Below are 23,920 nucleotides of genomic sequence, written 5' to 3'. Positions count from 1 at the left end.
ATGGATCTGCAGAACCTGATCACGCTGACCACCGGCGTCACCCTGCTGACCTGCGTCCTCGCGGTCGTCGGCGTGCACTCCTACGCCACCGGCAGGGCACAGCGGCAGGCGCTGGTGGACCGGCTGTCGGCCACCGGGCAGATCCCGATCACCGGCCGCCGCCGGCACTTCCCGACCCTGGACCGCCGCCTGCGCCGCACCCGGACCGGCCGGAAACTGGAACTGCGGCTGCTCGCCACCGGCCTGGACATCACCCCCGGCGAGTTCTTCGCCGCCATGCTCGCCACGGTCGCCGGCCTCTGGCTCGTCGGCCAGGCCACCCTCGCCCCCTTCTTCGGCCCGATCGCCGGCCTGGCCGGCGTCTGGGTGGCGCTGCAGTTCCTCAACTGGCAGCGCCAGAAACGCATCGAGAAGTTCATCAACCAACTCCCCGAACTCGCCCGCATCCTCGCCAACGCCACCCAGGCGGGCCTCGCCCTGCGCACGGCCATCGGCATGGCCGCGGAGGAACTGGAGGCCCCGGCCGGCGAGGAACTGACCAAGGTCGCCAACCAGCTGGCCGTCGGCGCGTCCATGGACGACGCGCTCGGCGAACTCGCCGACCGCCTCCCCTCCCGCGAACTCGTCGTCCTCGTCACCACCCTGGTGCTGTCCAACCGGGCCGGCGGCCAGGTGGTCGGCGCGCTGCGCAACCTGACCGAGACCCTGGAGGAGCGCAAGGAGACCCGACGGGAAGTGCGCACCCAGCTCTCCCAGGTCAGCATGACGTCGTACGCCGTCCCCGTCCTGGGCATCGGCTCGCTGTTCCTGATGAACGGCGTGAAGGACGGCGCCCTGGAACGCATGACCGGCTCACCCGCCGGCCAGCTGGCGGTGATCATCGCGTTCGGCCTGTACGCCGTCGGCTTCGTCCTCATCCGCCGCATGTCCCGCATCGACGTCTGACCGGCGAGGAGGACCGACCGACATGGGACTTCTGCTCGCCCTGCTCATGGGCCTCGCCGTCTGGGGCGTCTTCGCCGGCATCCGCATGTACCGCGCCGAGGCCAAACTCCCCGGCGACCTGATGCTCGCCCTGGAGGTCGGCTCCACCCGCACCGGCGCGGTCGACTCCCTCATCGACCGCATGGGCATGCGCTACGCGCCCGCCGTACTGCGCCTCATGGGCCCCAAGCAGGTCGCCAAGTACCGCCGCCGGATCGACCTGGCGGGCAACCCCGGCGGCCTCACCATCGACCGCTACGCCGCCCGCCGCGCCGTCTACGGCGCCCTCGGCGGCATCGGCTTCCTGGTCTTCCTCATGCGCGGCCAGCTCTTCGTGGCCCTGCTGCTGCTCGCCTTCGGCGCGTTCTGGACGGAGGTCGGCATCTGGTCGGCGATCCGCATCCGCAAGGACGTCATCGAACGCACCCTGCCCGACTTCCTGGACGTCCTGGCGGTCGTGGTCAGCGCGGGCCTCGGCTTCCGCCAGGCCCTGGACCGGGTGGCGTCCCGCTACGAGGGCCCGTGGGCGGACGAACTCAGCATCACCCTGCGCCAGATGGACCTCGGCATGAGCCGCCGCCAGGCCTTCGCGGAACTGCGCCGCCGCAACGACTCCGAGCAGGTCACCATGTTCGTCACGGCGTTGCAGCAGGGCGAGGAACTGGGCGCGCCGATCGTCGACACCCTGGTGTCGCTGGCCAGGGACATGCGCCGTACGGACGCCCAGAACGCCCGCCGCAAGGCGGCCCGCGCGGTCCCCAAGGCCACCATGATGATCACCACGTTCATGGTCCCGGCCACCCTGATCCTCCTCGGCGCGGGCCTGATCCTCGGCTCCGGCATCGACTTCGGCGCGGTCACGGGCGAGTAGGGCGGGGGAGGGACGCGATGACGACGACCGGGGAGCGCACGGGGCTGTTCCGCCGCCCCGCGAAGCCGGCGGAGATCACCACCCCGCCGGCCGGCACCGTCCTCCCGCCCTACGCCCGCACGGGCGCGCCGGACGTCCCCGTGACGTCGGTGACCCCGGCCCTGCCCCCCGGCTGGGAACCGGCGGGCCCCGCACAGACACCCGAGGCAGCCCCCGAGGCAGCCCCCGGGGCAGCGATCGGGGCACCCCCCGGTGCGGCACCCGCCGACCGCACCCCGCCCCCGCAGGGACCACCACTCCCGCAGGGATCCCCATCCCCGCAGGGATCCCGATCCACGCAGGGATCACCATCCACGCCGGGATCCCCATCCACGCCGGGATCCCCATCCCCGCAGGGACCATCACCCGCGCCCGAGGACGACGCGTCCCGCGCGCCCGGGAGCCCCCCTCCGGCCGGGGCCCGGACGGACCCCTCACCCGCCACCCGGGGACCGGACGTCCAGATCCAGGTCAACGCGCTCCAGGCGCTGTGCCGGCAGGTCTTCGGCTTCAGGCTGGCGATGATCGCCGTGGCCGCCCCCGCCGCCCTCCTCAACGCGGGCCCCGGCTGGGGCACCCGCCTCGTCGGCATCGCGGTCGTCGTCACCTTCATGGCGTCCTACGTCCTCTTCCGCGACTGGGAACGCTTCGGCCCCCTCCTCCTGCGCCACCCCACCCTCCTCGCCGCCGACACCCTCTTCGGCGCCCTGCTCCTGATCTCCGCCGGCCCGGACACCACCCTCGCCTACGTCAGCGTCTGCACCCCCCTCCTCGCGGGCCTGATCTACGGCTGGCGGGGCGCGGCGGTCTTCGCCTCCCTCCAGGGCCTGATCCTCCTGCTGGTCCACGCGGCACTGGACAGCCCCGACGCGGAACCGGCGGAGACGCTGCTGCTGCCCGGCCTCTGCGTGATCGCGGGCGCGGTCGGCTCCAGCCTGCGCAACCTGATGTTCCGCCTCGGCACCGCGACCCACGCCCTGACGGAGGTCCAGGCCCGCCTGGCCGTGACGGAGGCGGTCGGCGCCGAACGGGCGCGACTGGCGCGGGAGATGCACGACTCGGTGGCGAAGACGCTCCACGGGGTCGCCCTGGCGGCCGACGGACTCGCGGGCACGGCCGGCGCCGACCGGCCGGACCCGGCACTGGTGCGGCAGCAGGCCGAACTGGTCGCCCGCTCGGCCCGCCGGGCCGCGGCGGAGTCCCGCGAACTCCTGGCCGACCTGCGCCGCGAGTCGGACCCCGGCCAGGGCACGGACGTCCTGGTGGAACTGGCCGCCCGCATCCGCGACTTCTCCACCCGCACCGGCCTGCCGGCCGCCTACAGCCCGACGGGCGCGGACACCGTCCCGCCGGTGCCCCCGGCCGTGGCCCGCCAGGTCCTCACCATCGCCTCGGAAGCCCTGGAGAACGCCCACCGCCATGCCGCACCGACCCGGGTGGAGGTCAGCGCCGGCGTCCACGGCGACCTCCTCCGGCTGAGCATCCACGACGACGGCCGCGGCCTCCCGCCCGGCACCAGCCTCGAACAGCTGCGCAGGGCCGGACACTTCGGCCTGGTCGGCATGGTCGAGCGGGCGGCCTCGGTCGGCGCCCGGATCCGCATAGGCCGGGGGAACCACGCGGGCGGCACGGAAGTCCTCCTGGAACTGCCGCTGGCGGCCCTGACCGCACCGCCCCGAACGGAGCAGGCCCCATGACCGTCCCGCGTCCGTCCCCCCACCTCCACCTCCACCTCCACCGAGGAGGCACCCTCGTGCAGCCGCCGCCGAACCCCTTCCGGAACGTCCCCGCGCCACCCGCGCTGCGGGTGGTGGTCGCCGATGACAACCCCGTGGTCCGCGCCGGTCTGACGGCCCTGCTCTCCGGCCGCGAGGACATCACGGTGGTCGCGGAGGCGGCGGACGGCTCGGCGGCGTACGAGGCGGCCCGCGCACACCGCCCGGACGTCGTCCTCCTCGACGTCCGCATGCCGGGCGTGGACGGCATCTCGGCGCTCCCGTACCTGGTCGGCATCGCCCCCGTCGTGATGCTCACGTACAGCAGGGAGTCGGAGATCGTCCAGGAGGCGCTGCGCCGGGGGGCGGGGGGCTACCTGGTCCACGGCGAGTTCACGGCGGACCAGTTGGTGGCGGCGGTCAGGGACATCACGGAAGGCCGGGCCCACTTCACCTCCACGGCGGCCGACGCATTGCTGGCGCAACTTCGCCAGGCGCAGGGGACCGGACAGCAACTGCCGGACGGCCTGGGCGGGGCGTACACAAATGGCCGTCCACAGACCGGAATCGGCCGCTCCTCCCTCCCGCCCCCGACTACTTCTGCGGAAAACCTTTCGCAACTGCAATCGCCTATGGCACAGTCTTCCCCTGACAGGGCGGGGTTCCGGCTGAGCGCGAGGGAGGCGGAGATCATGGACCTCATCGCATCCGGCATGAACAACCAGCAGATCGCCGCGACGTGCTTCATCAGCGAGAAGACGGTCAAGAACCACATCAACCGCATCTTCGCCAAGCTCCACAGCACCAGCCGCTCGGAAGCCGCCGCGAAATGGCTCGGCACGGCACCGGGTCCGGGCCGAGGGGTGGGGTGAACCACGGTGACTTCTGGGGGGACGAACCGCTGGGCCCGCGCCTGGGCCCGGATTTGGGCCCTGGGACCCTCCGGCACCCGGGTCACCCGGCCCTACGGTGCGAAGGTCGAAAGCGGCCCCACGAACAGGGCCGCCACCGCGTCAGCCGGAGGGGAACACCATGAGCGACCTGATGCTGAAGACCGCCGTCGCGACCAAGGTCCGCGTCAACGGCTGGAAGAACACGACGGTCGAGGCCATGCAGCGCCGCAACGCCGACAAGGGGCAAACCGCGGTCGAGTACCTGGGCATCATCGCGGTGGTCGTGCTGATCGTCCTGGCGATCACGGGCACCAGCATCGGCCAGACCATCCTCACCAAGATCAATGCTCAGATCGCCAAGGTCGCTCCTTGACGCGACGCCGCCCGCACGGAGACGCAGGGCAGGCCTTCCCCATCTACATCACGGTGGTGGGGGGCCTGCTCTTCCTTGCGTTCGCTTACTTCGCGGTCGGCCAGGCCGCGGCGAATCGTAACGGTGCGCAGACCGCCGCCGACGCGGCGGCGCTCGCGGCGGCACAGGACACCCGGGACCAGCTCGCGGACCGGTGGGTACAGGACCTGCTCGACCCGGCCGAATGGCAGGCCATTTTCGATGGTGACGTCGAGGGACTCGCGTTTTCGTGCGGGCGCGCCCAGGAGTTGGCGGCACGGAACGACGCCCATGTGGTCGGTTGTGACCTGGCAGGCCTTCTCGGCTACGAAGTCGAGGTCAGGACCAACAAGACCGTCGGGGACTCGATCGTGCCCGGCACGGAGGAGCGGCAGTCGACTGCCACCGCCACCGCTGTGATCGAACCTCGCTGCACGTTCAAGCTTCCGGCCGAGGATGCCGAAGACGACGTGTTGCCGCTGCTCACCTGCAAGGGCGAGGAGTGGAACCTGGACCCGAAGGGGCCCATTGAACTCCTTCCCGAGCCCCACGACCTGTTCGACGTCCATCTGGCCGACTGACAAGCGAATGACGAGTGATGAAGGAAGCAGAGAGATGAGCATTCGGATCACTGCGCAGGCCCGCAGGGGGATGGTCGGACTGACCATTGCGGCCGGATTGGCTCTGGGCGCCGTGGGTTGCGGGGGCGGAGGCGACGATGACAAACCGAGTCCTTCGGCATCGGCCTCCAAGGACAGTGGTTCCCAGCCGAGTGCTCAGGAGGGCAAGGCGGAGACTCCGCTGGCCGAACTCCAGGGCACTAGTGGACTGCTCCTGACGATCACCTCTGCTGTACGGGATTCCGGCGGCTTCGTCACCGTCAGCGGCAACCTCAAGAACGATGGCGCGCAGTCGGCGGCCATCCCGGCTCAGACGAGTGGGGACGAGACCGAGGTCATCAAGCACGGGCAATCGCTCGGCGGTGCCACGCTCGTGGATTCCAAGGGGAAGAAGCGGTATTACGTGCTGCGGGACACGGACGGTCGCCCGCTCACGACGACGGGCCTCACCACCCTCGACGCGGGCCAGAGCCTTCCTGTCTTCATGCAGTTCCCCGCCCCACCGGCCGACACGATCGACGTGGCCTTGCAGCTGCCGACCTTCTCCAGCGGCACGATCAAGATCTCCGGGTGAGGCCCACCATGATCCGAACCCACAGCCGGTCGGCGCGGCCGCGCCTCGCCGTGGTGCTCTCGGCCGCCACGGTCATGGTCGCCACGAACGTCTACGGCGCGGTGGTCGCGCACGCGGACGACGGCCCCAGCGTCCCTCCGGGAACGGAGGCGTCCGCCTCGGCGCCCGTCGAAGTGGATCCCAACGACCCCGACCTCAAGCTTCCCGAGGGTGCCACGCTCACCGAGCCCAAGGTCCTGGACATCAAGCAGATCGTCGAGGACAAGAGCGGCGAGGAACGCCGCGAGGACACCAACTCCGACGTCAAGTTCGCCCTCCAGGCCGAGGTGCTGTTCGGCAAGGACAGTGCCAAGCTCGGCGCGGAGGCGAAGGCCCGTATCTCCGCGATCGCGCAGGAGATCAAGGCCCAGAACGCGACGAAGATCCGCGTCTTCGGCTTCACCGACGACCTCGGCTCCTCCGCCCACGGCGACGTCCTGTCCCGGCAGCGCGCGAACGCCGTGCAGAGCGTCCTGGGCCAGGAGCTGAGCGACGCCAACGTCACCTACGAAGTGCGCGGCTACGGCGAGCAGTACCCGATCGCCGACAACTCCACGGAGGCCGGCCGCAAGAAGAACCGCAGGGTCGAGATCACCTTCCCGCGCACGGAGGGCAGCTGAGGCGGTAGCGCTTCGGGAGGGCCGCCGGGGTGATCCGCACCATGATGATTGATATCGCAGCCGCAGACTTGAGCCGGTCGGCCGGAAGTAGCCGCCGTACGACCGACGGCCATCGGTAGACGGTGTCTTCACAGGTCCACCTCCACCCGGGCCCCCACCCGCACCCCCCACCCCTCCATCGTCCCGGCCTCCGCCTCGATCACGTGTCGTGCGCGGAGCCGGGGCAGGCCGAGTCGTCCCGGTGGCATGGTGCGGACGGCGACGACCCGGAGGCGCCGGTCGAGATAGGCGACGTCGATGGGCATGCGCATACGGAAGGTGTGGACGCTGTTGGCGGGGGAGAGGAGCAGGGCCCCGTCGAGGGAGTCCCGCCCCAGCAGCCCCTTCGTCCGGGCCCGGTAGGAGGTGGCGATCTCCAGGGGTACGCGGACCGGCGTCCCCCCGCCGTCCTCGGACCGTACGGTCAGCTCACCGCGCCCGTCCCGCCAGCGCCTCATCTCCCACCGACCCCCTCCGCACGCACGCCCGACCGACCGGCCCGTCCGCACCGAACGTATCCCGCGAAGGCTTCCGCGGTCAGTGCCTGCGCAGCCGCTCGGCCAGGGCGGCCAGCGTCTGGGCGGTCTCGGCCAGGCTGGAGGCGGCGGCCGACAGTTCCGAGGCGACGCGGGGATCGACGGCCCGCGCGGAGGGGGCGACGGCGGCCGGCGTGCCGCGATAACCGATGGGGCCCTCGTTGTGGCGCTGGTAGTACCCGGTGAACGCCTGCCCTGCGGACGCCTCGGCGAAGCGGACCTGGGAGAGCTGGGTCTCCTCCGCACCGGCGTTGCGGGTGATGTCGAGACGGTAGTGGCGGTAGGCCCGGGGACGGGAGCGGAGGTGGAACTCCCGCGACGCGAACCGCCCGTCGAACGACTCGCCGCTGCGCGTGTCCAGCGGCGTCCACGTGTGGCCGTCGTGGGAGCCGTGCAGGGTCCAGTCGCGGGGGTCGCGGTCGGGCGCGTCGTTCGCCGACACCAGGGTGTACGAGGTGACGGCGGTGGGGCGGCCGAGGGTGAAGTCGAGCTGCGCGGTCTCCTCGAACGCCAGCCACTTGCTGTGCCGGTTGTCGAGGAGGTTGTCGGCCCCCTCGCCCCCGTCGTCGAACTCGTCGCTCGCCTCGACACCGGTCGTCTCGACCTCGGTGGCGGGGACGTGCAGCACCACCACGCCGGAGTTGCCCCGCTGGTCGCGCCAGGTCACCCGCTCGACGGGGGCTCCGCCGTCGTCGACCAGCAACCGCAGCTCGTGCGAGGTGTGCCAGCCGCCGCCCCAGCCCTCCTCGGTGTGGAACCGGTGCAGGGTGGCGGCGGTGAGGTTCACGGTCTCCTCCGAGTACGGCCGGCGGTCGGCGAGCCGTCCCCGGTACTCGTACGCCGTGCCGTCCGCCGCGCGGTAACAGCCGTGGAAGTCCGACATGTTGGACTGGAAGCTGATGGCGGACTCGGCCCCGTCCTCACCGCGCCAGCCGAGCTGGGCGGGCAGGGAGTGCTCGTCGCGGTCGATGTGGAAGAGCAGCTGCTGGGCCTGCTGCCAGGGGGCGGAGGGGAGGTGGGCGGGGCGGAGTTCCGTCCGGTAGGTGAAGACGGAGTCGCGGGCGGCCTCGGCCGTCCGGGCCCGCTCCGACCGTCCGCGCTCCCAGACCGGGTCCAGGGTGACCCGGTAGACCCAGAGCATGCTGTCGGCCTTCGCCGAGGACCGTATCTCCAGGGTGTTGGTGCCGGGCTTCAGCAGGTGCCCGGGCACGGCGAAGACGTTGTCGTGCGGCAGGTCCCCGCCGCCGGGCACGGTCAGCCCCCCGACCAGGGTCTCGCCCTGGATCAGTACGTCCATGGGGGCGTGGCCGATGGAGGAGCCGAGCTTGGAGACCAGCGCCGTGACGCAGAGCGTCGCCTGCGGTACGTCCTCCGTGTCCTCCACCTCGAAGTCCAGCGTCACGCTCCCGCCCGCGCTCAACGCCAGGTGGGACCCGGCGAACCGGGCGCCGTGGTACCTGGCGTCGGCGTTGGCCAGCCGAGCCGGATCGACGGAGAAGTCTGCGTAGGTGGCCTCAAAGCCCATGGGTGCTCCAGAGATTGACGGATCGTCAGCACGCGCCGTCCGGCACGGCCGTCGACGGTGATCCGGACCCTAACGGGCCGGACTGACAACACTGGCGCGCGCCATCGCTTGGGCGCTGATTTGGGCCCACGGGCCCATGCCCCGACCACTCGCCCCTTCCTACCCTCGGGGCCTGCCGTGACCCGAACACGGTCACGAACCGGGGGACGTGAGGAGGGCGGGCATGGCCTTCGACGGGGGAGGACCGGAGTCCGGGGTGGCGCGGGCACCCGGGGGCGGGGGAGGCCGGCGGGACCTGCCCCGGCCCCTGTCCCGGGCGCTGCTGCTCGTGCACGCGCTGTTCGCGCTCACCGTCCTCGGGGGCCTGGGACTGCTCCTCACCGCGGCCTCGCTGGACGCGGTGGACGGCGCACTGCTCGCCCAGGTGGCGTACGCCGCCGCCCCCGGGGTGCTCGGCTGGTGGCTGGCCCGCCGCACCTGGCGGGGCGGAAGCGGAATCCGGACCGGGCTGATCGCCGTACAGGTCTGGCTGGTCCTCGGATCGGTGTCCAACCTGGCCGACGGATCGGCCCGCGGCCTCACCCAGCTCCTCCTCCCCCTCCTGATCCTCTTCCTCCTGACCCGTCCGGAGAGCCGCGACTGGTACCGTCTCGCCGCACCGGAGCGGCGGGAACGCCGCCCCTTCTCCCTGCCGCGGATGATGCGCCGGCGCCGGGACGAGGGGCAGACGGCGGTGGAGTACGCGGGCCTGGTCGCGGTCGTCGCGGCGATCATCACCGCGCTCGTCGTCAGCGGCCTGGGCACTCAGATCCTCACCGGTATCCAGTCGCAGGTCTGCCGCGTCACCGGCACGGCGTGCCCGGCCCCCGGCGCGGGCGACGACGGCCGGGTCACCGCGGAGGGCGACACGCCCCCCGGGACGGAGGACGCCCCCTCCCTCGCGGACCCCGTTGACCCCGTTGACCCCGTGGCCGCCGAGGACGAGATCGACGAGCCGCCGTACGAGGAGCCGGCCACCACGGACGCCGGCGAGAACGAGGACCAGACCGAGACCGAGACCGAGAACGGGAACGGGGATGAGAACGGGGACGAGAACAAGGGCTGCTTCTCCGGCTTCGGCGCCTTCTTCGGCTGCGCCGGCGACCAGCTGGGACAAGTGGGCGGGGGCCTCTTCGTCGACGGCGTCTGGGGCGACGTCACCGGCATCTGGGACGTGGTGACCAACCCCGTCGACACCTGGAACGGCCTGATGGACTACGGCAGTTCCCTCGGCGACCAGTGGTGGGGCAGCACCGCCGACGCCCGCGACATGTGGGGCGACGGCGACTACCTCGGGGCCGTCCTGGACTGGGGCGGAGCCTCGCTCGGCACCGGCGGAACCGTGCTGTTCGACTCGTTCATCGGCGACGACGTCGTCGACCAGTGGAACGACGGCAACGAGACCCGGGCCGTCACCACCGTCATCTGGAACGTCGGTTCCCTCTTCATCCCCGGCTACGGCGAAGCGAAGATCGCCGAGAAGGTCGGCTCGCTCGGCAGACTGAGCAAGGTCGTCGACGACGCGTCCGAGGCGGCGCAGGACGCACGCCGTGCCGCCGAGGCCGGTGACCTGGACGCCCTGGAGGACGCCGCCCGGCGCGCCGACGAGGCCGCGGACGAGGCGGAGGAGACGGCCCGCAGGACCGGCTGCACCCTCTCCGCCCCGCCCCGCCGCACCCCGTACGACGACGGGGACCACGCCCCCCGAGCCCCCACCGGCGGCCCCGGCACCGGCACCACCGTCCTCGCCGGACCCGCCCCCCACGTCGTCCTCGCGGAGGGCGGCTGCGACGAGGAGGCGGCGGAGCTGGCGCGCCAGGCCCGCGAGCACGAACGCCAGGCCTACCTGGAGCGCAAGCGCGCCGAGGAACCGGAGCGCGCCCGGCAGGCGCTGGAGAACAAGAAGCAGTGGCCGGACCCCGTGCGCAACGACGCCCACGACCCGCGCAACTACAACCCGCCGGACTGGGCCGAGAACCTGAGCAGCCGCACGTACGGGGACGCCGACCAGGGGGACGGCTTCTGGGCGAGCCGCGACCGCAACCCGAAGCCCACCTGGAAGAACGAGTCGTGGCTGCGCTACCAGGAGCAGGTCACCGGCACACGGCGCGGGTACGAGTACGTCGTCCCGCACACCGACCCGGACGTGCCGGACGTCGAGTTCGACGGCTGGGACTCCTCGCGCCGGACCTACCTGGAGGCCAAGAACGGCTACGACAGCTTCCTGGGCGCCGACCGCACGGAGCTCACGCCGTCCGGCAGGGAGCGCCTGCTGACCGAGGCGCGCCGGCAGGTCGAGGCCGCCCGCGGCAAGGACGTCGAGTGGCACTTCTCCAACGAGGAGGTCGCCGACGCGGCGCGGGACGCCTTCGAGGACGCGGGCCTGGACATCGAGGTCGTCCACACGGACCCCGAACCGATCGCCGGTGACCGACGCCCCGAGGCGTTCGACTGACGGGCCCACCGGGCCGGGCGCCCTAAGGTGAGGACGGCCGCGTGCGGTGGGCGGCGGACGGACCGAAGGAAGCGGGAAGCGGGAAGCGCGAAGCCGAAGCGGGAAGCGGAAGCGGAAGAGGAAGGGCAGAGGACGCGGACGATGCGACGAGTGGTGCGGGGCTTCTGGGGCCCCCGGCAGGAGCCGGTGGAGACGCTCGCCGAACGGTGGCACGCCACCCTGGACCGGTTCACCGGACTCCTCCCCGCCGCTGCCGCGGCCGCGGAGGCCGGTGCGCCCTGGACCTGGCGCACCGCCCCCGCCTCCGGGCCGGCCGGGACGCTCCGGCCGCCGGACGAGGCGTCGCTGCGAGCGGCACTGCGCACGGCGCAGGAGGCCGACGACTGGTCGGCTGGGAACGGCACGTCGCTGCGCCTGGTCGCCGACACCGCCCCCGGCTGGAAGGTGGAGATCGCCGGACTGGCGGGCGGCGCGCCGCAGTTCCTGCTCCAGTCGCTGGTCGCCACGATCGTCTCCCCGGACGACGCCGCGCTCCCGGACGCCGGACTCCTCACCGCCGTCGCCGAGGTGTGGCATCCGGACTACGGCGACGTGAGCGACCGCGCGGTGACCGCAGCCCTGAAGAAGGAGGCCGGTTTCCGGATCGGCACCCCGTCGGTGGGCTGGGTCGCGTACCTGTCGCCGTCCCGCGCGACCCGCGTCCCGCCCGCCCTGGAGCCCCACTCCCGGCACCTCCCGGACGACAGGGGCGTACTGCTCACCCTCGCGTCCCCCGGTGACGTCGCCGCCGTGGTCGCGGCCTACCGGTCCCTCGGGGAGGCCGGGGCCCTGGAGCCGCTGCCCCAGCCCATGACGAGGCCGACGCTGTGACCACCCGCTCGGGCGCACCCTTCGACACCGGCCGGGCCGTGTCCGCCCTCAGGGCCCGCCTGACCACCCCCCTGCCGCCGGCCGGCCCGGCGGCCGACGAGGACGACCCGGCCACGGGCGAGTGGGCCCTGACCCGCGGCGACGGCTTCCTCCTCTTCCCGCTCTGGGAGGGCGAGCCCCTGACGGGCGTGTACGGCCCGGCATGGAACGAGGCCGAGACGGCGGCCGAAGCCCACCTGCGCGCGCTCACGGCGGAACTCGACCGCCACTGGGGCCCCCACCGCACGGTGCCCCTGCCCGTCCCCCCGCTCCGCGCCCGTCCGGAAGGCTTTCCGGAACCGTTCCGCACCCTGGCCGCCAAGGACTGCTACGGCGACCTGACGGTGTGGGGCCCGCTGCCGGGCGCGCCCGAGCGCTGGGCCGCCGTCTCGCTCAACCAGTCCGACGGCGACGCCCCCCTGCTCCTCACCGCCCTGATCAGCGCCCGCCCGCTCACGGAACCCGCCGGCCCGGACCGACGCCGGTGACCGGCCCGGCTACACGTCGGCCGGCCGGCGCGGCAGGCGTTCCATCGCCCACAGCACCGGTCCGCCTCCCGGCAGCTGCTGCTCCTCGCGCACGGTGAAGCCGAAGTGCTCGTAGAAGGGCAGGTTGGACGGCTTCGAGGACTCCAGACGGACCGGCATGCCCGCCGCGTCGGCCTGCGCCAGCCCCGACCGCAGCAGGGCGGCCCCGTGTCCCCGGCCCTGGGCGGCGGGGTCGGCGCCGATCAGGGCGAGGTACCAGTGCGGGTCCCGGGGAGCGTGCCGGGCGGTGGCCTCGACGGCGTCCCTGAAGAGAGGAGCCCGGTCGCCGAGGATGTCCTGGAGCTCCTGGATCGTCTCCGCGTCGGGAACGGCCTTGTCCAGCGCCTCCGGCGGCACCCAGAACGCGGCCGCCACCGCGGTGCGCTCGCACCTGCCGTGGCGGACGTACTGCCGGGTGAAGACAGTGGTGAAGTAACGGCCCAGCCGCACCTCGCGCGAGGCGTCGTCGGGGAAGAACCAGCGCATCATCGGGTCGTCGTCGAAGGCACGGACCAGGGTCCGGCCGATCAGCGGAGCGTCGTCGGCCGTCGCCGTCATGGGCGTGTTGATCATCGGCATATGGGCCATTCTTTCCACGCGCTGCCGGCACGGTGTCCCTGGGGTGACGCCGATCACGCCATCCGACCGATGACTTGAGCCGTCGTCATCGGTCATACGAGCGACCACACCGCCCCGGCCCACAGGGTGGGCGTACGACCAGCCGCTCGGGACCACCGGGCACCGACACGGAGGACATCGCCGACATGGCCGACACCGCCAAGGGACCCGCCAGTTACTTCCCCTCCATCGAGAAGAAGTACGGGCGTCCGATAGCGGAGTGGAAGGAACTCATCCGCTCCTCGCCCCTGACCAAGCACATGGAACTCGTCACCTGGCTCAAGACCGACCACGGACTGGGCCACGGCCACGCCAACGCCCTCGTGGCGCACACGCTCGCGGAGGCCGGCGGCAAGTAGGCGGCCCACCGGGGTGGGTGAGGCGGGGGTTCTGTATCAATTCAGCACTGAAGCGCACGGGTTGACACCTACCACTCTGGTGTCGTCAGGCAGGACGCGGATAACGTGACCGGGCTCAAGAGAAGCCTCGCCCCACCGGGAGCCGACTGTGAACCGCCGCCCCACCCTGCTCGCAGCGCTCGCGCTGACCGCCGCCGCGGCCCTGACGCTGTCCGCATGCGGAAGCGACGACGACAGTTCCACGAAGGACAAGGACACGATCGCGGGAGCGGACACAGGGGGCGAGAAGTCGCCGTCCCCGAGCACGTCGGCCTCGGCCTCGGCCGGTCGCCCGAAGATCGAGTTGCCGTCCGACGTCACGTACAAGTTCGAGTGGGAGAAGACGGGCGATCCGGTGAAGGACGCCGTGCTCAGCGACGCCGAACAGCGCATCAAGGCAGTGGACATGGCCATCGCCGAACAGGATCCGCTGCACGAGGCCTATCGCTTCTACTCCGAAGGCGTGGCCGCTGCGGGCAGCCAGAAGTACATCCAGGAATTCGTCGACCACGAGGCGCGCACGACGGGCGAGACCCGGTACTACAACGAGAGCGTGGTCCTCAAGGACGACGGGACCGCGGCCCTCCTGTACTGCGAGGACCAGAGCAAGGCCTTCAACAAGTTTTTGAAGACCGGCAAGACGGACGTCACACCGGTGACGAAGAACGCCTATGTCATCTACGCCGGCACCCTGCGCAAGAACAAGAGCGGCGTGTGGGTCACCGAGCGCCTGACGTCCCAGAGGGGGAGCGCCAAGTGCCAGCCGTGATCCGGAACAAACGCCTGCTCCTTCCCCTCGCGGTCGGCACGCTGATCCTGGCCGCCGCGACGCCCGCGAACGCGGAGAAGGGGTTCGGCGGCACCGACGGCGGGACGCAGCAGACCGCCGACACCGGCGCCGACGGCACCGTCTCCGTGACCGTCGGCGGCATCGTCTTCGACCGTTCGAAGAACGGCAGCGGCGGTTCCGCGGGTGCCCTGACCTCGTCCACGTCATGGACGCCCCCGGCCTGCTGGTACGCCCCCAAGTACACCCCCGAGCAGTTGCAGAAGTACCTGGAGCCGATCTGGGAAGCCGGCTCCACGGGGTACGAGTGGGACGCCGAGCAGCGCAAGAAGTACAACGCCGACGACGAGAAGAAGGGGTTCAACAAGGACAAGTCCGGCAAAGGCTACTGGTGGGGCTCGTACGTCAACGAGAGTTACCCGCCTGGCTGGGACGCCTGCGACAAGGACTACTTCTGGGTGGACGAGGGCGACCCCCCGCCCGCCGACATCGAGAACGCCGTGACCCCCGAGGTCCTCGCCGAACTCGCCTACGCGGAGATCCGCGTCCCCGGCACCGAGGTGACCCTGGCCCCGGCGGAGGCGACCAAGGTGAACCTGCCGACCTGGGCGTGGCTGGACGGCGCGGAGTTCAAGCCGGTCTCGGTCACCGCGTCGGTGCCGACGATCGGCATCCAGGCGACCGCCACGGCCGAGCCGGTCTCGCTGCAGATCAAGCCGGGCACCCCGGATGCGGAGACGTACCCGGCCTCGGGTGTCTGCGCGATCGACGACGGCCGGATCGGCGAGCCCTACGCGAAGGGCAACGCTGACCGGACGCCGCCGTGCGGGGTGAAGTACCTGCGCTCCTCGGGCGACGGCTCCTTCCCGCTTCAGGCCACGGTCACCTGGGAGATCCACTGGACGGGCACCGGCGGCGCGGGCGGCGACCTCCCCGACGGCGACTTCGGGGCGACCCAGGACGTCGTCGTGCAGGAGATCCAGGCCATCAACCGCTGAGAGCCCAGCACAGCCCCGTCCGGGCCGGGTCCTGCCCGGCCTGGACGGGGCGGCCGCCCCGCCGACGCCCGCCGCCGGGGTTACCCACCCACCCCTCCCCGGGTAGGACCCCCGTCATGACCACACTCGGCGCAGTCTTCCGGCCCCAGCTCGCCCCCGAGCGTCTCCGTTCCGTCGCCCGGCTCGCGGACGCGTCGGGGCTGGACGAACTCTGGCTCTGGGAGGACTGCTTCCGCGAGGGCGGGATCTCGACCGCCGCGGCCGCGCTGGCGTGGACCGAGCGGGTGCGGGTCGGGGTCGGACTGCTGCCCGTGCCGTTGCGCAACGTCGCCGTCACCGCCATGGAGGCGGCCACCCTGCACCGTATGTTCCCCGGCCGGGCGATCCTGGGCGTCGGACACGGCGTGCAGGACTGGATGGGGCAGGTCGGGGCGCGCGCCGAGTCGCCCCTCACCCTCCTGCGGGAGCATCTCGTCGCGCTGCGCGCCCTGCTGGCCGGGGAGCGGGTCACCACCGAGGGGCGGTACGTCCGGCTCGACGACGTCGCCCTCGACTGGCCTCCCACGGGCCCGGTCGACGTGCTCGCCGGTGCCACCGGGCCCCGTACCGTGCGGCTCACCGGTGAGGCCGCCGACGGCACCATCCTCACCTGCACCACCTCACCCGAGGAGGTGCGCCGCGCACGCCGGCTCATCGGCGAGGGGCGGGACGCGGCGGGGCGCGCCGGCGGCCCGCACCAGGTCGTCGTCTACCTGCTCGCCGCCACGGGGCCCGGCGCCGACGAGCGGGTGCGTGCCGACCTGGCCGCCGAAGGGGCGGGCGGGCGAACGGACCTCGGGGTCGCCGGGGACGCCGGTGCCGTCGCCGAGGCGGTCGAGCGGCTGGCCGAGGCCGGTGCCGACTCGGTCGTCCTCCAGCCGACCTCCGACGAGCCGGACCCCGAGGGCTTCGTACGGTTCGTCGCGGAGGAAGTGCGGCCACTGGTGCCCTGAGTCACCGGCCCCGCACACCGACTCCCACGCGCTCGTGCCGACGGATAACCGAGCGACAGACGACGCCGCGTTGAGGCAAGGTCGGTCCATGTCCGACCAACAGACGCGTACGTTCGAGGAGCTTCTCGCCGAGGGCGCCTCCGTCCCCACCGAGGGATGGGACTTCTCCTGGTTCGAGGGGCGGGCGACCGAGGAGCGCCCGTCCTGGGGGTATGCCATCGCGCTGGCCGGGTGGCTGGGCGAGGCCGGCGCGGTCCTCGACCTCCAGACCGGGGGAGGGGAGGTGCTGGACTTCGCCCTCGGCCGGGCGCTCCGGCGGCCGCCCCTCCTCGTCGCCACGGAGGGATGGCCGCCCAACGTCCGCAAGGCCACCGCCCTGCTGCGGGCCCGCGGCGTCGCCGTCGTCGCCTCGCCCGAGGACGCGCCGCTGCCCTTCGCCGACGGGGCCTTCGACCTCGTCGCCAGCCGGCACCCGGTCCGGGCCCCCTGGGCGGAGATCGCGCGGGTGCTGGAGGACGGTGGCACCTACTTCGCCCAGCACGTCGGGCCCAGCAGTGTGTACGAACTCGTCGAGCACTTCCTCGGACCGCAGCCGGAGGCGCGGCGCGACGCGCGGCACCCGGACCGCGAACGGCGCGCGGCCGAGGAGGCCGGGCTGGAGATCGTCGATCTGCGGGCCGAGCGGCTGCGGGTGGAGTTCCACGACATCGCCGCCGTCGTCCACTTCCTGCGCAAGGTGATCTGGATGGTCCCCGGCTTCACCGTCGAGGCGTACCTGCCGCGGCTGCGGGAGCTGCACGAGCGGATCGAGGCCGAGGGCGCCTTCGTGGCCCACAGCACCCGTCACCTCTTCCACGCCCGCAAGTCCTGACCCGGCCGTACCACCGCCGGGTCAAGCGGAAGGCACCGCCGGGGTCACCCGTCCGGGGGGACGGCCGGAAGAGTGTGACGAGGTCGACGCGCCGGTGCCACATCCTGCACTCCGCTCCCTCCCGTGCGCTGTTTTCACGGTATTTCGCCGGTTTTCAGCCAGGCGACACCCCGGAAACGCGGGTTGAACGGCCATCGGGGCGTCGCCGGACGGTTTCGGAGAGTAGTTGTGGCGCGCCAATGCACGCAGCATCACTTACGAAGGGTTATGGTGGAAACCCCCCCTCGGGCCGGTCCGTCTCCCCCCCACGGACCGGCCCGTTTTTTCTTGCCGCCCGCCCTCCGCCCCGCGCCGGGCCATCGAGCGCCGCCCCATCACACCCCCTGGCTAGAGTCCAGGCATGTCGAACGAGCATCCGACACCACCTCACCAGCCCCCCGGCCGGCCAGGCCATCCCGCCCAGCCAGGTCAGTACGGTCATCCCGCCCAGCCGAGCCATCCCGCCCAGCCCGGCCACTACGGCCCACCGGGCCCACCCGGCGCATACGACCAGCCCGGCGCGTACGACCAGCCCGGCGCATACAACCCGTACGGCCCGCCGCCCGGCCAGGCCCCCCACCCCTACGGCGCCCAGCCCCCCGGCCCCGCCCAGCCCCCCACCCCCTACGGCGCCCCCGCCCCCGCCCCCTACCCCCCGCCCGGCGCCCAGCCCCCCGGCCGGCCGGGCGCCGCGCCGTACTACGGCCCCTACCAGCCCCACCCCCCGCTCGCCATGCCCGGTTCCGTGCGCGGCGCCCAGATCGTGATCTTCGTGGCCACCGGGCTCGCCTGCTGCTCTCCGTCCTGGTCGGCGCCACGGCCGGCGCCTACTCCGCGGGCCGGTTCGCCGGGTCGTACCTGCCCACCCTGGTGCTGTGCGTCCTGGCGTTCCAGTACCCGAAGGCGGGCAACGGCGTCCGCGTCACCTCCATCGTCCTGGCCTCGGTCCAGATCCTGTTCGGCCTCAGCGCGACGGGCCAGGGCATGCCGCTCGGCATCCTCTGGCTCGGTGCCGCGATCGCCGTCATCGTTCCGCTCAGCCAGGGCTCGGCGGGACAGTGGTTCCGGCGGCACCAGGCAAACGGCGTGCCACCGCACCACAGATGACAGAGCCGACAAACGCGCCACCCCGGACTTTGGGGACCCCCGCCCCGGCGGGGGTAGGCTTCGCCCCCGGGGACCGCCATACGGACAGGGTCCGCCCGCGGCCGAGACCGGGCCGCTGCCGCGCGACGCGGCGGGGTGCCGCGCCTGTCCGATCCGTACGGAGGGGCTGACGATCACGTGAACCTGCGCGACAAGCTGCGGGGCCTGCTGGTCAGGCTGTACGCACGCCGGGTGGAAGGCCACCTGGACACCGCTCAGGTGCCCAAGCACATCGGCGTCATCATGGACGGCAACCGCCGGTGGGCGAAGGCCGCGGGTTCCAGCACCGTCCACGGCCACCGGGCCGGCGCGGAGAAGATCGAGGAGTTCCTCGGCTGGTGCAGCGAGACGGACGTCGAAGTGGTCACCCTCTGGCTGCTGTCGACGGACAACTTCGACCGGCCGAAGGAGGAACTCGTCCCGCTCCTCGGCATCATCGAGGACGTGGTGCGCACCCTCGCCGCCGACGGCCGCTGGCGCGTCCACCACGTGGGCACGCCCGACCTGCTGCCCTCCGGGATGCAGACCACCCTGAAGGAGGCCGAGGAGGCCACCGCGCACGTCGACGGGATAGTGGTCAACGTCGCCATCGGCTACGGCGGCCGCCAGGAGATCGCCGACGCGGTGCGGTCCATGCTCGTCGACGCCCAGGAGAAGGGCACCTCCCTGGAGGAGCTGGCCGAGGCCGTCGACGTCGACATGATCGGGCGTCACCTCTACACCCGGGCCCAGCCCGACCCGGACCTCGTCATCCGCACCAGCGGCGAACAGCGGCTCTCCGGCTTCATGCTCTGGCAGACCGCGCATTCGGAGTACTACTTCTGCGAGGTCTTCTGGCCGGCCTTCCGCAAGGTCGACTTCCTGCGCGCGCTGCGCGACTACGCCGCCCGCCACCGGCGCTTCGGCGGCTGAACGCGCCCCTGCCCCCCTCCTCCGCCCCGGTCGTCACGCGCTGTTCACCGGGGCGCCGTCATATGCCGTGGCATGGCGGCGCTCGTTGAAGGGAATAAGCCAGGCAGGTCGACGCCCGAATCACGGGTGTCGGATCTCAGCGGGCGGCTCGGGGCCGTCCGCCCGGGAGGCCCCTTGCACCAGCAAGACCGTGCGGTCACGGCACGGAAGAAGCAGCGGAGGGCCGGTTCACGGCCCGCTGTGCAGGGCGGCCGTCGACCGGTCGGGATCTTCCCGCCCTCCCGGCCCAGCTTCCACTCCGTCGCTCCCCGACCTCATCCGAGGGGGTACGTCCTTCCGTGGTGACCAGCGCAAAGCGCCACAAGCCAGACCGGCGCACCTATGTTCTCGACACCAGCGTCCTGCTGGCCGACCCGAACGCCCTGAGCCGCTTCGACGAGCACGAGGTCGTGCTCCCCATCGTCGTGGTGACGGAACTGGAGGCCAAGCGGAACCATCCCGAACTCGGGTACTTCGCCCGGCAGGCACTGCGCCTGCTGGACGACTACCGGGTGCGGTACGGCCGTCTCGACGCCCCCATTCCGACCGGGGACCTCGGCGGGACCGTGCGGGTCGAGCTGAACCACTCGGACCCCAGCGTGCTGCCCAGCGGCTACCGCCTGGGGGACAACGACTCCCGCATCCTCGCGGTCGCCCGCAATCTGCAGGCCGAGGGATTCGACGTCACCGTCGTGTCGAAGGACCTCCCGCTCCGGATCAAGGCGTCCTCCGTCGGCCTCCTCGCCGAGGAGTACCGCGCGGAACTCGCCATCACCGACTCCTCCGGCTGGACCGGGATGTCCGAACTGACCCTGCCCGGTGAGCAGGTGGACGTCCTCTTCGAGGAAGGGCACGTATATGTGCCCGAGGCCGCGCACCTGCCCGTGCACACCGGCCTCACCCTCCAGTCCGAGCGCGGCAGGGCGCTCGGCCGGGTCACCCCCGAGGGCAACGTGCGGCTGGTGCGCGGCGACCGGGAGGCGTTCGGCATCAAGGGCCGCAGCGCCGAGCAGCGCATCGCGCTCGACCTGCTGCTCGACCCGGACGTCGGGATCGTGTCCATGGGCGGCCGGGCCGGCACCGGCAAGTCGGCGCTGGCGCTGTGCGCGGGCCTGGAGGCGGTGCTGGAGCGCCGGCAGCACCAGAAGGTGATGGTCTTCCGTCCGCTGTACGCGGTGGGCGGGCAGGAGCTCGGCTATCTGCCCGGTACCGAGGCGGAGAAGATGAGCCCCTGGGCGCAGGCGGTGTTCGACACGCTGTCGGCGGTCACCAGCCGGGAGGTCATCGAGGAGGTCACCGCGCGCGGCATGCTGGAGGTCCTGCCGCTCACCCACATCCGGGGCCGCTCGCTGCACGACGCGTTCGTCATCGTGGACGAGGCGCAGTCGCTGGAGCGCAACGTCCTGCTGACCGTTCTGTCCCGCATCGGGGCGAATTCCCGGGTCGTGCTGACCCACGATGTCGCCCAGCGGGACAATCTGAGGGTCGGTCGGTACGACGGTGTGGTCGCCGTGGTGGAGAAGCTGAAGGGGCATCCGCTCTTCGCGCACGTCACCCTGACGCGGTCCGAGAGGTCCCAGATCGCCGCCCTTGTGACCGAAATGCTCGAGGACGGGCAGATCTGACCCCCATGTGACAACGCGGGCCGGTTACCCATGGGTTGGCGCCGTCCGGAAAGGCGAAGAGCCTAGCCGGGCGGCGTCGGCGTGTGTGCGGATTTCCGGCAATCCCCAGGGCCAAACGGGATGTGAGCTTTCACACGCAACAGGGAATTGCCTCGCGCCGTCGGGTTACGGCAGAGTCTCATTCCTGTCAGGCCCCGCATACGACACAGGTGTACCCCTGGGGGTACCTCCCACGCCTTCGAGGCAGAGGGGGAGGTACGGCGCCTCAGTAAGCACAGCTCCAACTGCATAGCGCCGTCGTATGCCGCCCGAGGTAACACGCGGCGCTCCCCTCGCGGGGGTTGCCCACCGGGCCCGTGCCTCCCGTGACCCGCAGTTGGGGAGGCCAGTGTCAGGGGCACGATTGCGTCCGCGAGGGTCACCGAAGCGGGCGATGCTGGAAGGAAACCGTGTGAGCCGGATCTCGGTCCGGGGATTCGCAGTGGCCTCGGCCACCGCGGTCACCGCTGTCGGAAGCGTCGTCGGCGTTGCCTCGGGCAGCACCGCGCAAACCAACGACGCCGAAGCGACGGCAAGCGGCACCACGCTGCTCGCGGACATCCCCGCGGGCCAGCAGGCCCAGGTGCAGACCGCGTCCCTGACGCAGCAGGCCGAAACGATGGCCATCGCCGCGGACGCGACCGCCAAGAAGGACGCGGAGGAGGCCGCCCGCAAGGCCGCCGCCGAGACCGCCATCGCGAAGAAGGCGGAAGCCGCCGAGAAGGCGGAGCGTGAGGCCAAGGAGCGCGCGGAGGCCAAGGCCGCCGCCAGCCGCGACGCGGCCCGCGAAGCCGCCGAGATCGCCGTCCAGAGCTCGTACACGGTCGCCGAGGTGCAGGCGCTCGCGCGCCAGCTGGTCCCCGCCGACCAGTTCCAGTGCTTCAGCAACATCGTGGACCACGAGTCCAGCTGGAACTACCGGGCCGACAACCCGACCTCCGACGCCTACGGCCTCGTGCAGGCACTCCCGGGATCCAAGATGGCCTCCGCCGGAGCCGACTGGATGACGAACCCGGCCACCCAGATCAAGTGGGGCCTGGGCTACATGAACGACCGCTACGGCAGCCCGTGCGGCGCCTGGAACTTCTGGCAGGCCAACAACTGGTACTAGGAGTACCCGGAGCCCCGCGCCCCGGCCCGGCTCAACCCCGGCACAGCCCCGCACCGTCCTACGGTGCGGGGCTCGCGCCATGTACGGTCTGACCGACGACTCCAGGGGGAGTGGTGGGAGGAAACGGGGGAAGAGGACGGATCATGTCGCGAGTGCCAAGGTGGCTCGGCCGGGTCGGAGCCGGACTGACCGAGGTCAGCAAGCGGTTGGAGGAGCGCCGCGCCGAGGTGGAGCGGGACCGCCGGCCCGACGCCGACCCCGGGCCGGAGCCCGCCGCGCGCCCCGACCAGGTGACGCCGCCGGCCGAGGTCGAGTACGCCGCCGTCGTCCCGGCCCGCCCCGACCCCGCGCAGGCCGTGCCCTGGGGGGTGCGGGTCGCGGCCGAGGCCGGCTGGCGGCTGCTGGTGCTGGCCGGCACGCTCTGGGTGCTCATGCGGGTCATCAGCGCCGTCCAGCTGGTCGTGCTGGCGTTCGTCGCCGCGCTGCTGATCACGGCCCTGCTCCAGCCCACGGTGGCCCGGCTGACCCGCATAGGGGTGCCGCGCGGGCCGGCCACCGCGCTGACGGCGCTGTTCGGGTTCGTCGTGATCGGCCTCATAGGCTGGTTCGTGACCTGGCAGGTCATGGAGAACATCGACACCCTCTCCAACCAGATCCAGGACGGCATCGACGAACTGCGCAACTGGCTGCTCAACAGCCCGTTCCACGTCACCGACAAGCAGATCAACGAGATCGCCAAGAACCTGCGGGAAGCGGTCGGCGCCAACACCGAGCAGATCACCTCGGCTGGTCTGGAAGGCGTCACCGTCGTCGTGGAGGCGCTCACCGGCATCCTGCTGGCGGTCTTCTCCACGCTGTTCCTGCTCTACGACGGCAAGCGGATCTGGGAGTGGTCGCTCAAGCTCGTCCCCGCCGCCGCCCGTCCCGGTGTCGCCGGTGCGGGGCCGGCCGCGTGGCGGACGCTGACGGCGTACGTGCGCGGGACGGTGATAGTCGCCCTGATCGACGCGATCTTCATCGGCCTCGGCATCTACTTCCTCGACGTGCCGATGGCCGTGCCGCTGGCCGTCTTCATCTTCCTGTTCTCGTTCATCCCGCTCGTGGGTGCGGTGGTGTCGGGCGCGCTGGCGGTGGTCGTCGCGCTCGTCACCCAGGGCGTGTTCACGGGCGTGATGACGCTGGCGGTGGTGCTGGCGGTGCAGCAGATCGAGGGCCACGTCCTCCAGCCGTTCATCCTGGGCCGCGCGGTGCGGGTCCATCCGCTCGCGGTCGTGCTGGCCGTCGCCTCCGGCGGCATGGTGGCCGGCATCGGCGGCGCGGTCGTCGCCGTACCGCTGGTCGCGGTCACCAACACCGTCGTCGGCTATCTGCGCGCGTTCTCCCACGAGGCGGCCGTACGCCAGTCCCCGCGGCCCCGGGGCGCCACGGCGCTGTCGGCGCCGGACGCCCCGGCCCCGCCGGCGCCCGGCCCGGAGCCGCAGCCGCCGTCCCAGGAGAAGAAGGGGCCGGGCGGCACCTCGTAGACCCGCCCGCGGGCGCGGGGCCGGATACGGCAGCGGGCCCGTCCAC

At 72.1% G+C, this 23,920-nt stretch carries 24 protein-coding genes; 21 read left to right on the top strand and 3 right to left on the bottom strand.

Annotation, left to right across the window (positions count from 1 at the left end):
* The 8 genes from FHX78_RS12315 (at nucleotide 1) to FHX78_RS12280 (ending at nucleotide 6,746) form a co-directional block, all read left to right on the top strand.
* Nucleotides 1–945: a type II secretion system F family protein gene (locus tag FHX78_RS12315; RefSeq protein WP_145867496.1), complete on the top strand. Its 945-nt coding sequence runs from the start codon at nucleotides 1–3 to the stop codon at nucleotides 943–945.
* Nucleotides 946–967: 22 nt separating this feature from the next.
* The gene (locus FHX78_RS12310) at nucleotides 968–1,855 is read left to right on the top strand and encodes a DUF5936 domain-containing protein (protein WP_145867494.1); all 888 of its coding nucleotides are present in this window, start codon (nucleotides 968–970) and stop codon (nucleotides 1,853–1,855) included.
* A 17-nt stretch (nucleotides 1,856–1,872) separates the two neighbouring features.
* A complete protein-coding gene (locus FHX78_RS12305) occupies nucleotides 1,873–3,591 on the top strand; it encodes a sensor histidine kinase (protein ID WP_373312981.1) in 1,719 nt (572 codons plus the stop codon).
* On the top strand, nucleotides 3,588–4,481 hold the full coding sequence (locus FHX78_RS12300; protein ID WP_145867493.1) for a response regulator transcription factor: 894 nt from the start codon (nucleotides 3,588–3,590) through the stop codon (nucleotides 4,479–4,481). Before FHX78_RS12305 ends, FHX78_RS12300 begins: the two co-directional genes overlap by 4 nt.
* Nucleotides 4,482–4,641: 160 nt before the next feature.
* A complete protein-coding gene (locus FHX78_RS12295) occupies nucleotides 4,642–4,875 on the top strand; it encodes a hypothetical protein (RefSeq protein WP_145867491.1) in 234 nt (77 codons plus the stop codon).
* A complete protein-coding gene (locus tag FHX78_RS12290; protein WP_145867490.1) occupies nucleotides 4,872–5,474 on the top strand; it encodes a pilus assembly protein TadG-related protein in 603 nt (200 codons plus the stop codon). Before FHX78_RS12295 ends, FHX78_RS12290 begins: the two co-directional genes overlap by 4 nt.
* 34 nt (nucleotides 5,475–5,508) lie before the next feature.
* A complete protein-coding gene (locus FHX78_RS12285) occupies nucleotides 5,509–6,087 on the top strand; it encodes a hypothetical protein (protein WP_145867489.1) in 579 nt (192 codons plus the stop codon).
* 8 nt (nucleotides 6,088–6,095) lie between these two features.
* Nucleotides 6,096–6,746 (top strand): OmpA family protein, encoded by a 651-nt coding sequence (locus FHX78_RS12280; protein WP_145867487.1) that lies wholly within the window; start codon nucleotides 6,096–6,098, stop codon nucleotides 6,744–6,746.
* Nucleotides 6,747–6,874: 128 nt separating this feature from the next.
* Here the strand turns inward: FHX78_RS12280 and FHX78_RS12275 are convergent, their stop codons facing one another.
* On the bottom strand, nucleotides 6,875–7,243 hold the full coding sequence (locus FHX78_RS12275) for a DUF192 domain-containing protein (protein WP_145867485.1): 369 nt from the start codon (nucleotides 7,241–7,243) through the stop codon (nucleotides 6,875–6,877).
* A gap of 79 nt (nucleotides 7,244–7,322) precedes the next feature.
* Nucleotides 7,323–8,846: a discoidin domain-containing protein gene (locus tag FHX78_RS12270; RefSeq protein ID WP_145867484.1), complete on the bottom strand. Its 1,524-nt coding sequence runs from the start codon at nucleotides 8,844–8,846 to the stop codon at nucleotides 7,323–7,325.
* A 223-nt stretch (nucleotides 8,847–9,069) separates the two neighbouring features.
* Here FHX78_RS12270 and FHX78_RS12265 point away from each other — a divergent pair, with 223 nt between their 5' ends.
* The 3 genes from FHX78_RS12265 to FHX78_RS12255 all read left to right on the top strand — a co-directional run bounded on the left by FHX78_RS12265 (nucleotide 9,070) and on the right by FHX78_RS12255 (nucleotide 12,737).
* Nucleotides 9,070–11,340 (top strand): Tox-REase-5 domain-containing protein, encoded by a 2,271-nt coding sequence (locus FHX78_RS12265; protein WP_145867482.1) that lies wholly within the window; start codon nucleotides 9,070–9,072, stop codon nucleotides 11,338–11,340.
* Nucleotides 11,341–11,481: 141 nt separating this feature from the next.
* A complete protein-coding gene (locus tag FHX78_RS12260) occupies nucleotides 11,482–12,210 on the top strand; it encodes an Imm52 family immunity protein (RefSeq protein ID WP_145867481.1) in 729 nt (242 codons plus the stop codon).
* The gene (locus FHX78_RS12255) at nucleotides 12,207–12,737 is read left to right on the top strand and encodes a hypothetical protein (protein ID WP_145867480.1); all 531 of its coding nucleotides are present in this window, start codon (nucleotides 12,207–12,209) and stop codon (nucleotides 12,735–12,737) included. The genes FHX78_RS12260 and FHX78_RS12255 overlap by 4 nt, the downstream gene beginning before the upstream one ends.
* A 9-nt stretch (nucleotides 12,738–12,746) precedes the next feature.
* Here FHX78_RS12255 and FHX78_RS12250 read toward each other — a convergent pair whose 3' ends face one another.
* A complete protein-coding gene (locus tag FHX78_RS12250; protein ID WP_145867479.1) occupies nucleotides 12,747–13,355 on the bottom strand; it encodes a GNAT family N-acetyltransferase in 609 nt (202 codons plus the stop codon).
* A 185-nt stretch (nucleotides 13,356–13,540) separates the two neighbouring features.
* On the opposite strand from FHX78_RS12250, the gene FHX78_RS12245 reads away from it, so the two are divergent.
* The 10 genes from FHX78_RS12245 (at nucleotide 13,541) to FHX78_RS12190 (ending at nucleotide 23,874) form a co-directional block, all read left to right on the top strand.
* Complete coding sequence (locus tag FHX78_RS12245) at nucleotides 13,541–13,753, top strand: DUF4287 domain-containing protein (protein WP_145867477.1); 213 nt, start codon at nucleotides 13,541–13,543, stop codon at nucleotides 13,751–13,753.
* A gap of 148 nt (nucleotides 13,754–13,901) precedes the next feature.
* Nucleotides 13,902–14,561, top strand: a complete 660-nt coding sequence (locus tag FHX78_RS12240) for a hypothetical protein (RefSeq protein WP_145867475.1) — start codon at nucleotides 13,902–13,904, stop codon at nucleotides 14,559–14,561.
* A complete protein-coding gene (locus tag FHX78_RS12235) occupies nucleotides 14,549–15,577 on the top strand; it encodes a hypothetical protein (RefSeq protein ID WP_373312982.1) in 1,029 nt (342 codons plus the stop codon). Before FHX78_RS12240 ends, FHX78_RS12235 begins: the two co-directional genes overlap by 13 nt.
* Nucleotides 15,578–15,693: 116 nt before the next feature.
* Entirely contained in the window at nucleotides 15,694–16,569 is an 876-nt protein-coding gene (locus FHX78_RS12230; protein ID WP_145867474.1) for an LLM class flavin-dependent oxidoreductase, read from the top strand.
* A gap of 88 nt (nucleotides 16,570–16,657) precedes the next feature.
* Nucleotides 16,658–17,440: a methyltransferase domain-containing protein gene (locus FHX78_RS36740; protein ID WP_167531746.1), complete on the top strand. Its 783-nt coding sequence runs from the start codon at nucleotides 16,658–16,660 to the stop codon at nucleotides 17,438–17,440.
* 909 nt (nucleotides 17,441–18,349) lie between these two features.
* Nucleotides 18,350–18,586 (top strand): hypothetical protein, encoded by a 237-nt coding sequence (locus FHX78_RS12215; RefSeq protein ID WP_145867472.1) that lies wholly within the window; start codon nucleotides 18,350–18,352, stop codon nucleotides 18,584–18,586.
* A 177-nt stretch (nucleotides 18,587–18,763) separates the two neighbouring features.
* On the top strand, nucleotides 18,764–19,537 hold the full coding sequence (locus FHX78_RS12210) for an isoprenyl transferase (protein WP_145867471.1): 774 nt from the start codon (nucleotides 18,764–18,766) through the stop codon (nucleotides 19,535–19,537).
* A gap of 338 nt (nucleotides 19,538–19,875) precedes the next feature.
* Nucleotides 19,876–21,201 (top strand): RNA 5'-3' helicase PhoH2, encoded by a 1,326-nt coding sequence (gene phoH2 / locus FHX78_RS12200; protein ID WP_145867470.1) that lies wholly within the window; start codon nucleotides 19,876–19,878, stop codon nucleotides 21,199–21,201.
* A 451-nt stretch (nucleotides 21,202–21,652) separates the two neighbouring features.
* The gene (locus FHX78_RS12195) at nucleotides 21,653–22,351 is read left to right on the top strand and encodes an aggregation-promoting factor C-terminal-like domain-containing protein (protein WP_145867469.1); all 699 of its coding nucleotides are present in this window, start codon (nucleotides 21,653–21,655) and stop codon (nucleotides 22,349–22,351) included.
* Nucleotides 22,352–22,494: 143 nt separating this feature from the next.
* The gene (locus FHX78_RS12190; protein WP_145867468.1) at nucleotides 22,495–23,874 is read left to right on the top strand and encodes an AI-2E family transporter; all 1,380 of its coding nucleotides are present in this window, start codon (nucleotides 22,495–22,497) and stop codon (nucleotides 23,872–23,874) included.
* Nucleotides 23,875–23,920 lie beyond the last annotated feature (46 nt).

This window comes from Streptomyces capillispiralis, from assembly GCF_007829875.1.
GTDB lineage: Bacteria > Actinomycetota > Actinomycetes > Streptomycetales > Streptomycetaceae > Streptomyces > Streptomyces capillispiralis.
Note: the sequence above shows the minus strand (reverse complement) of the source record. Positions and strands in the feature narration are given on the sequence as shown.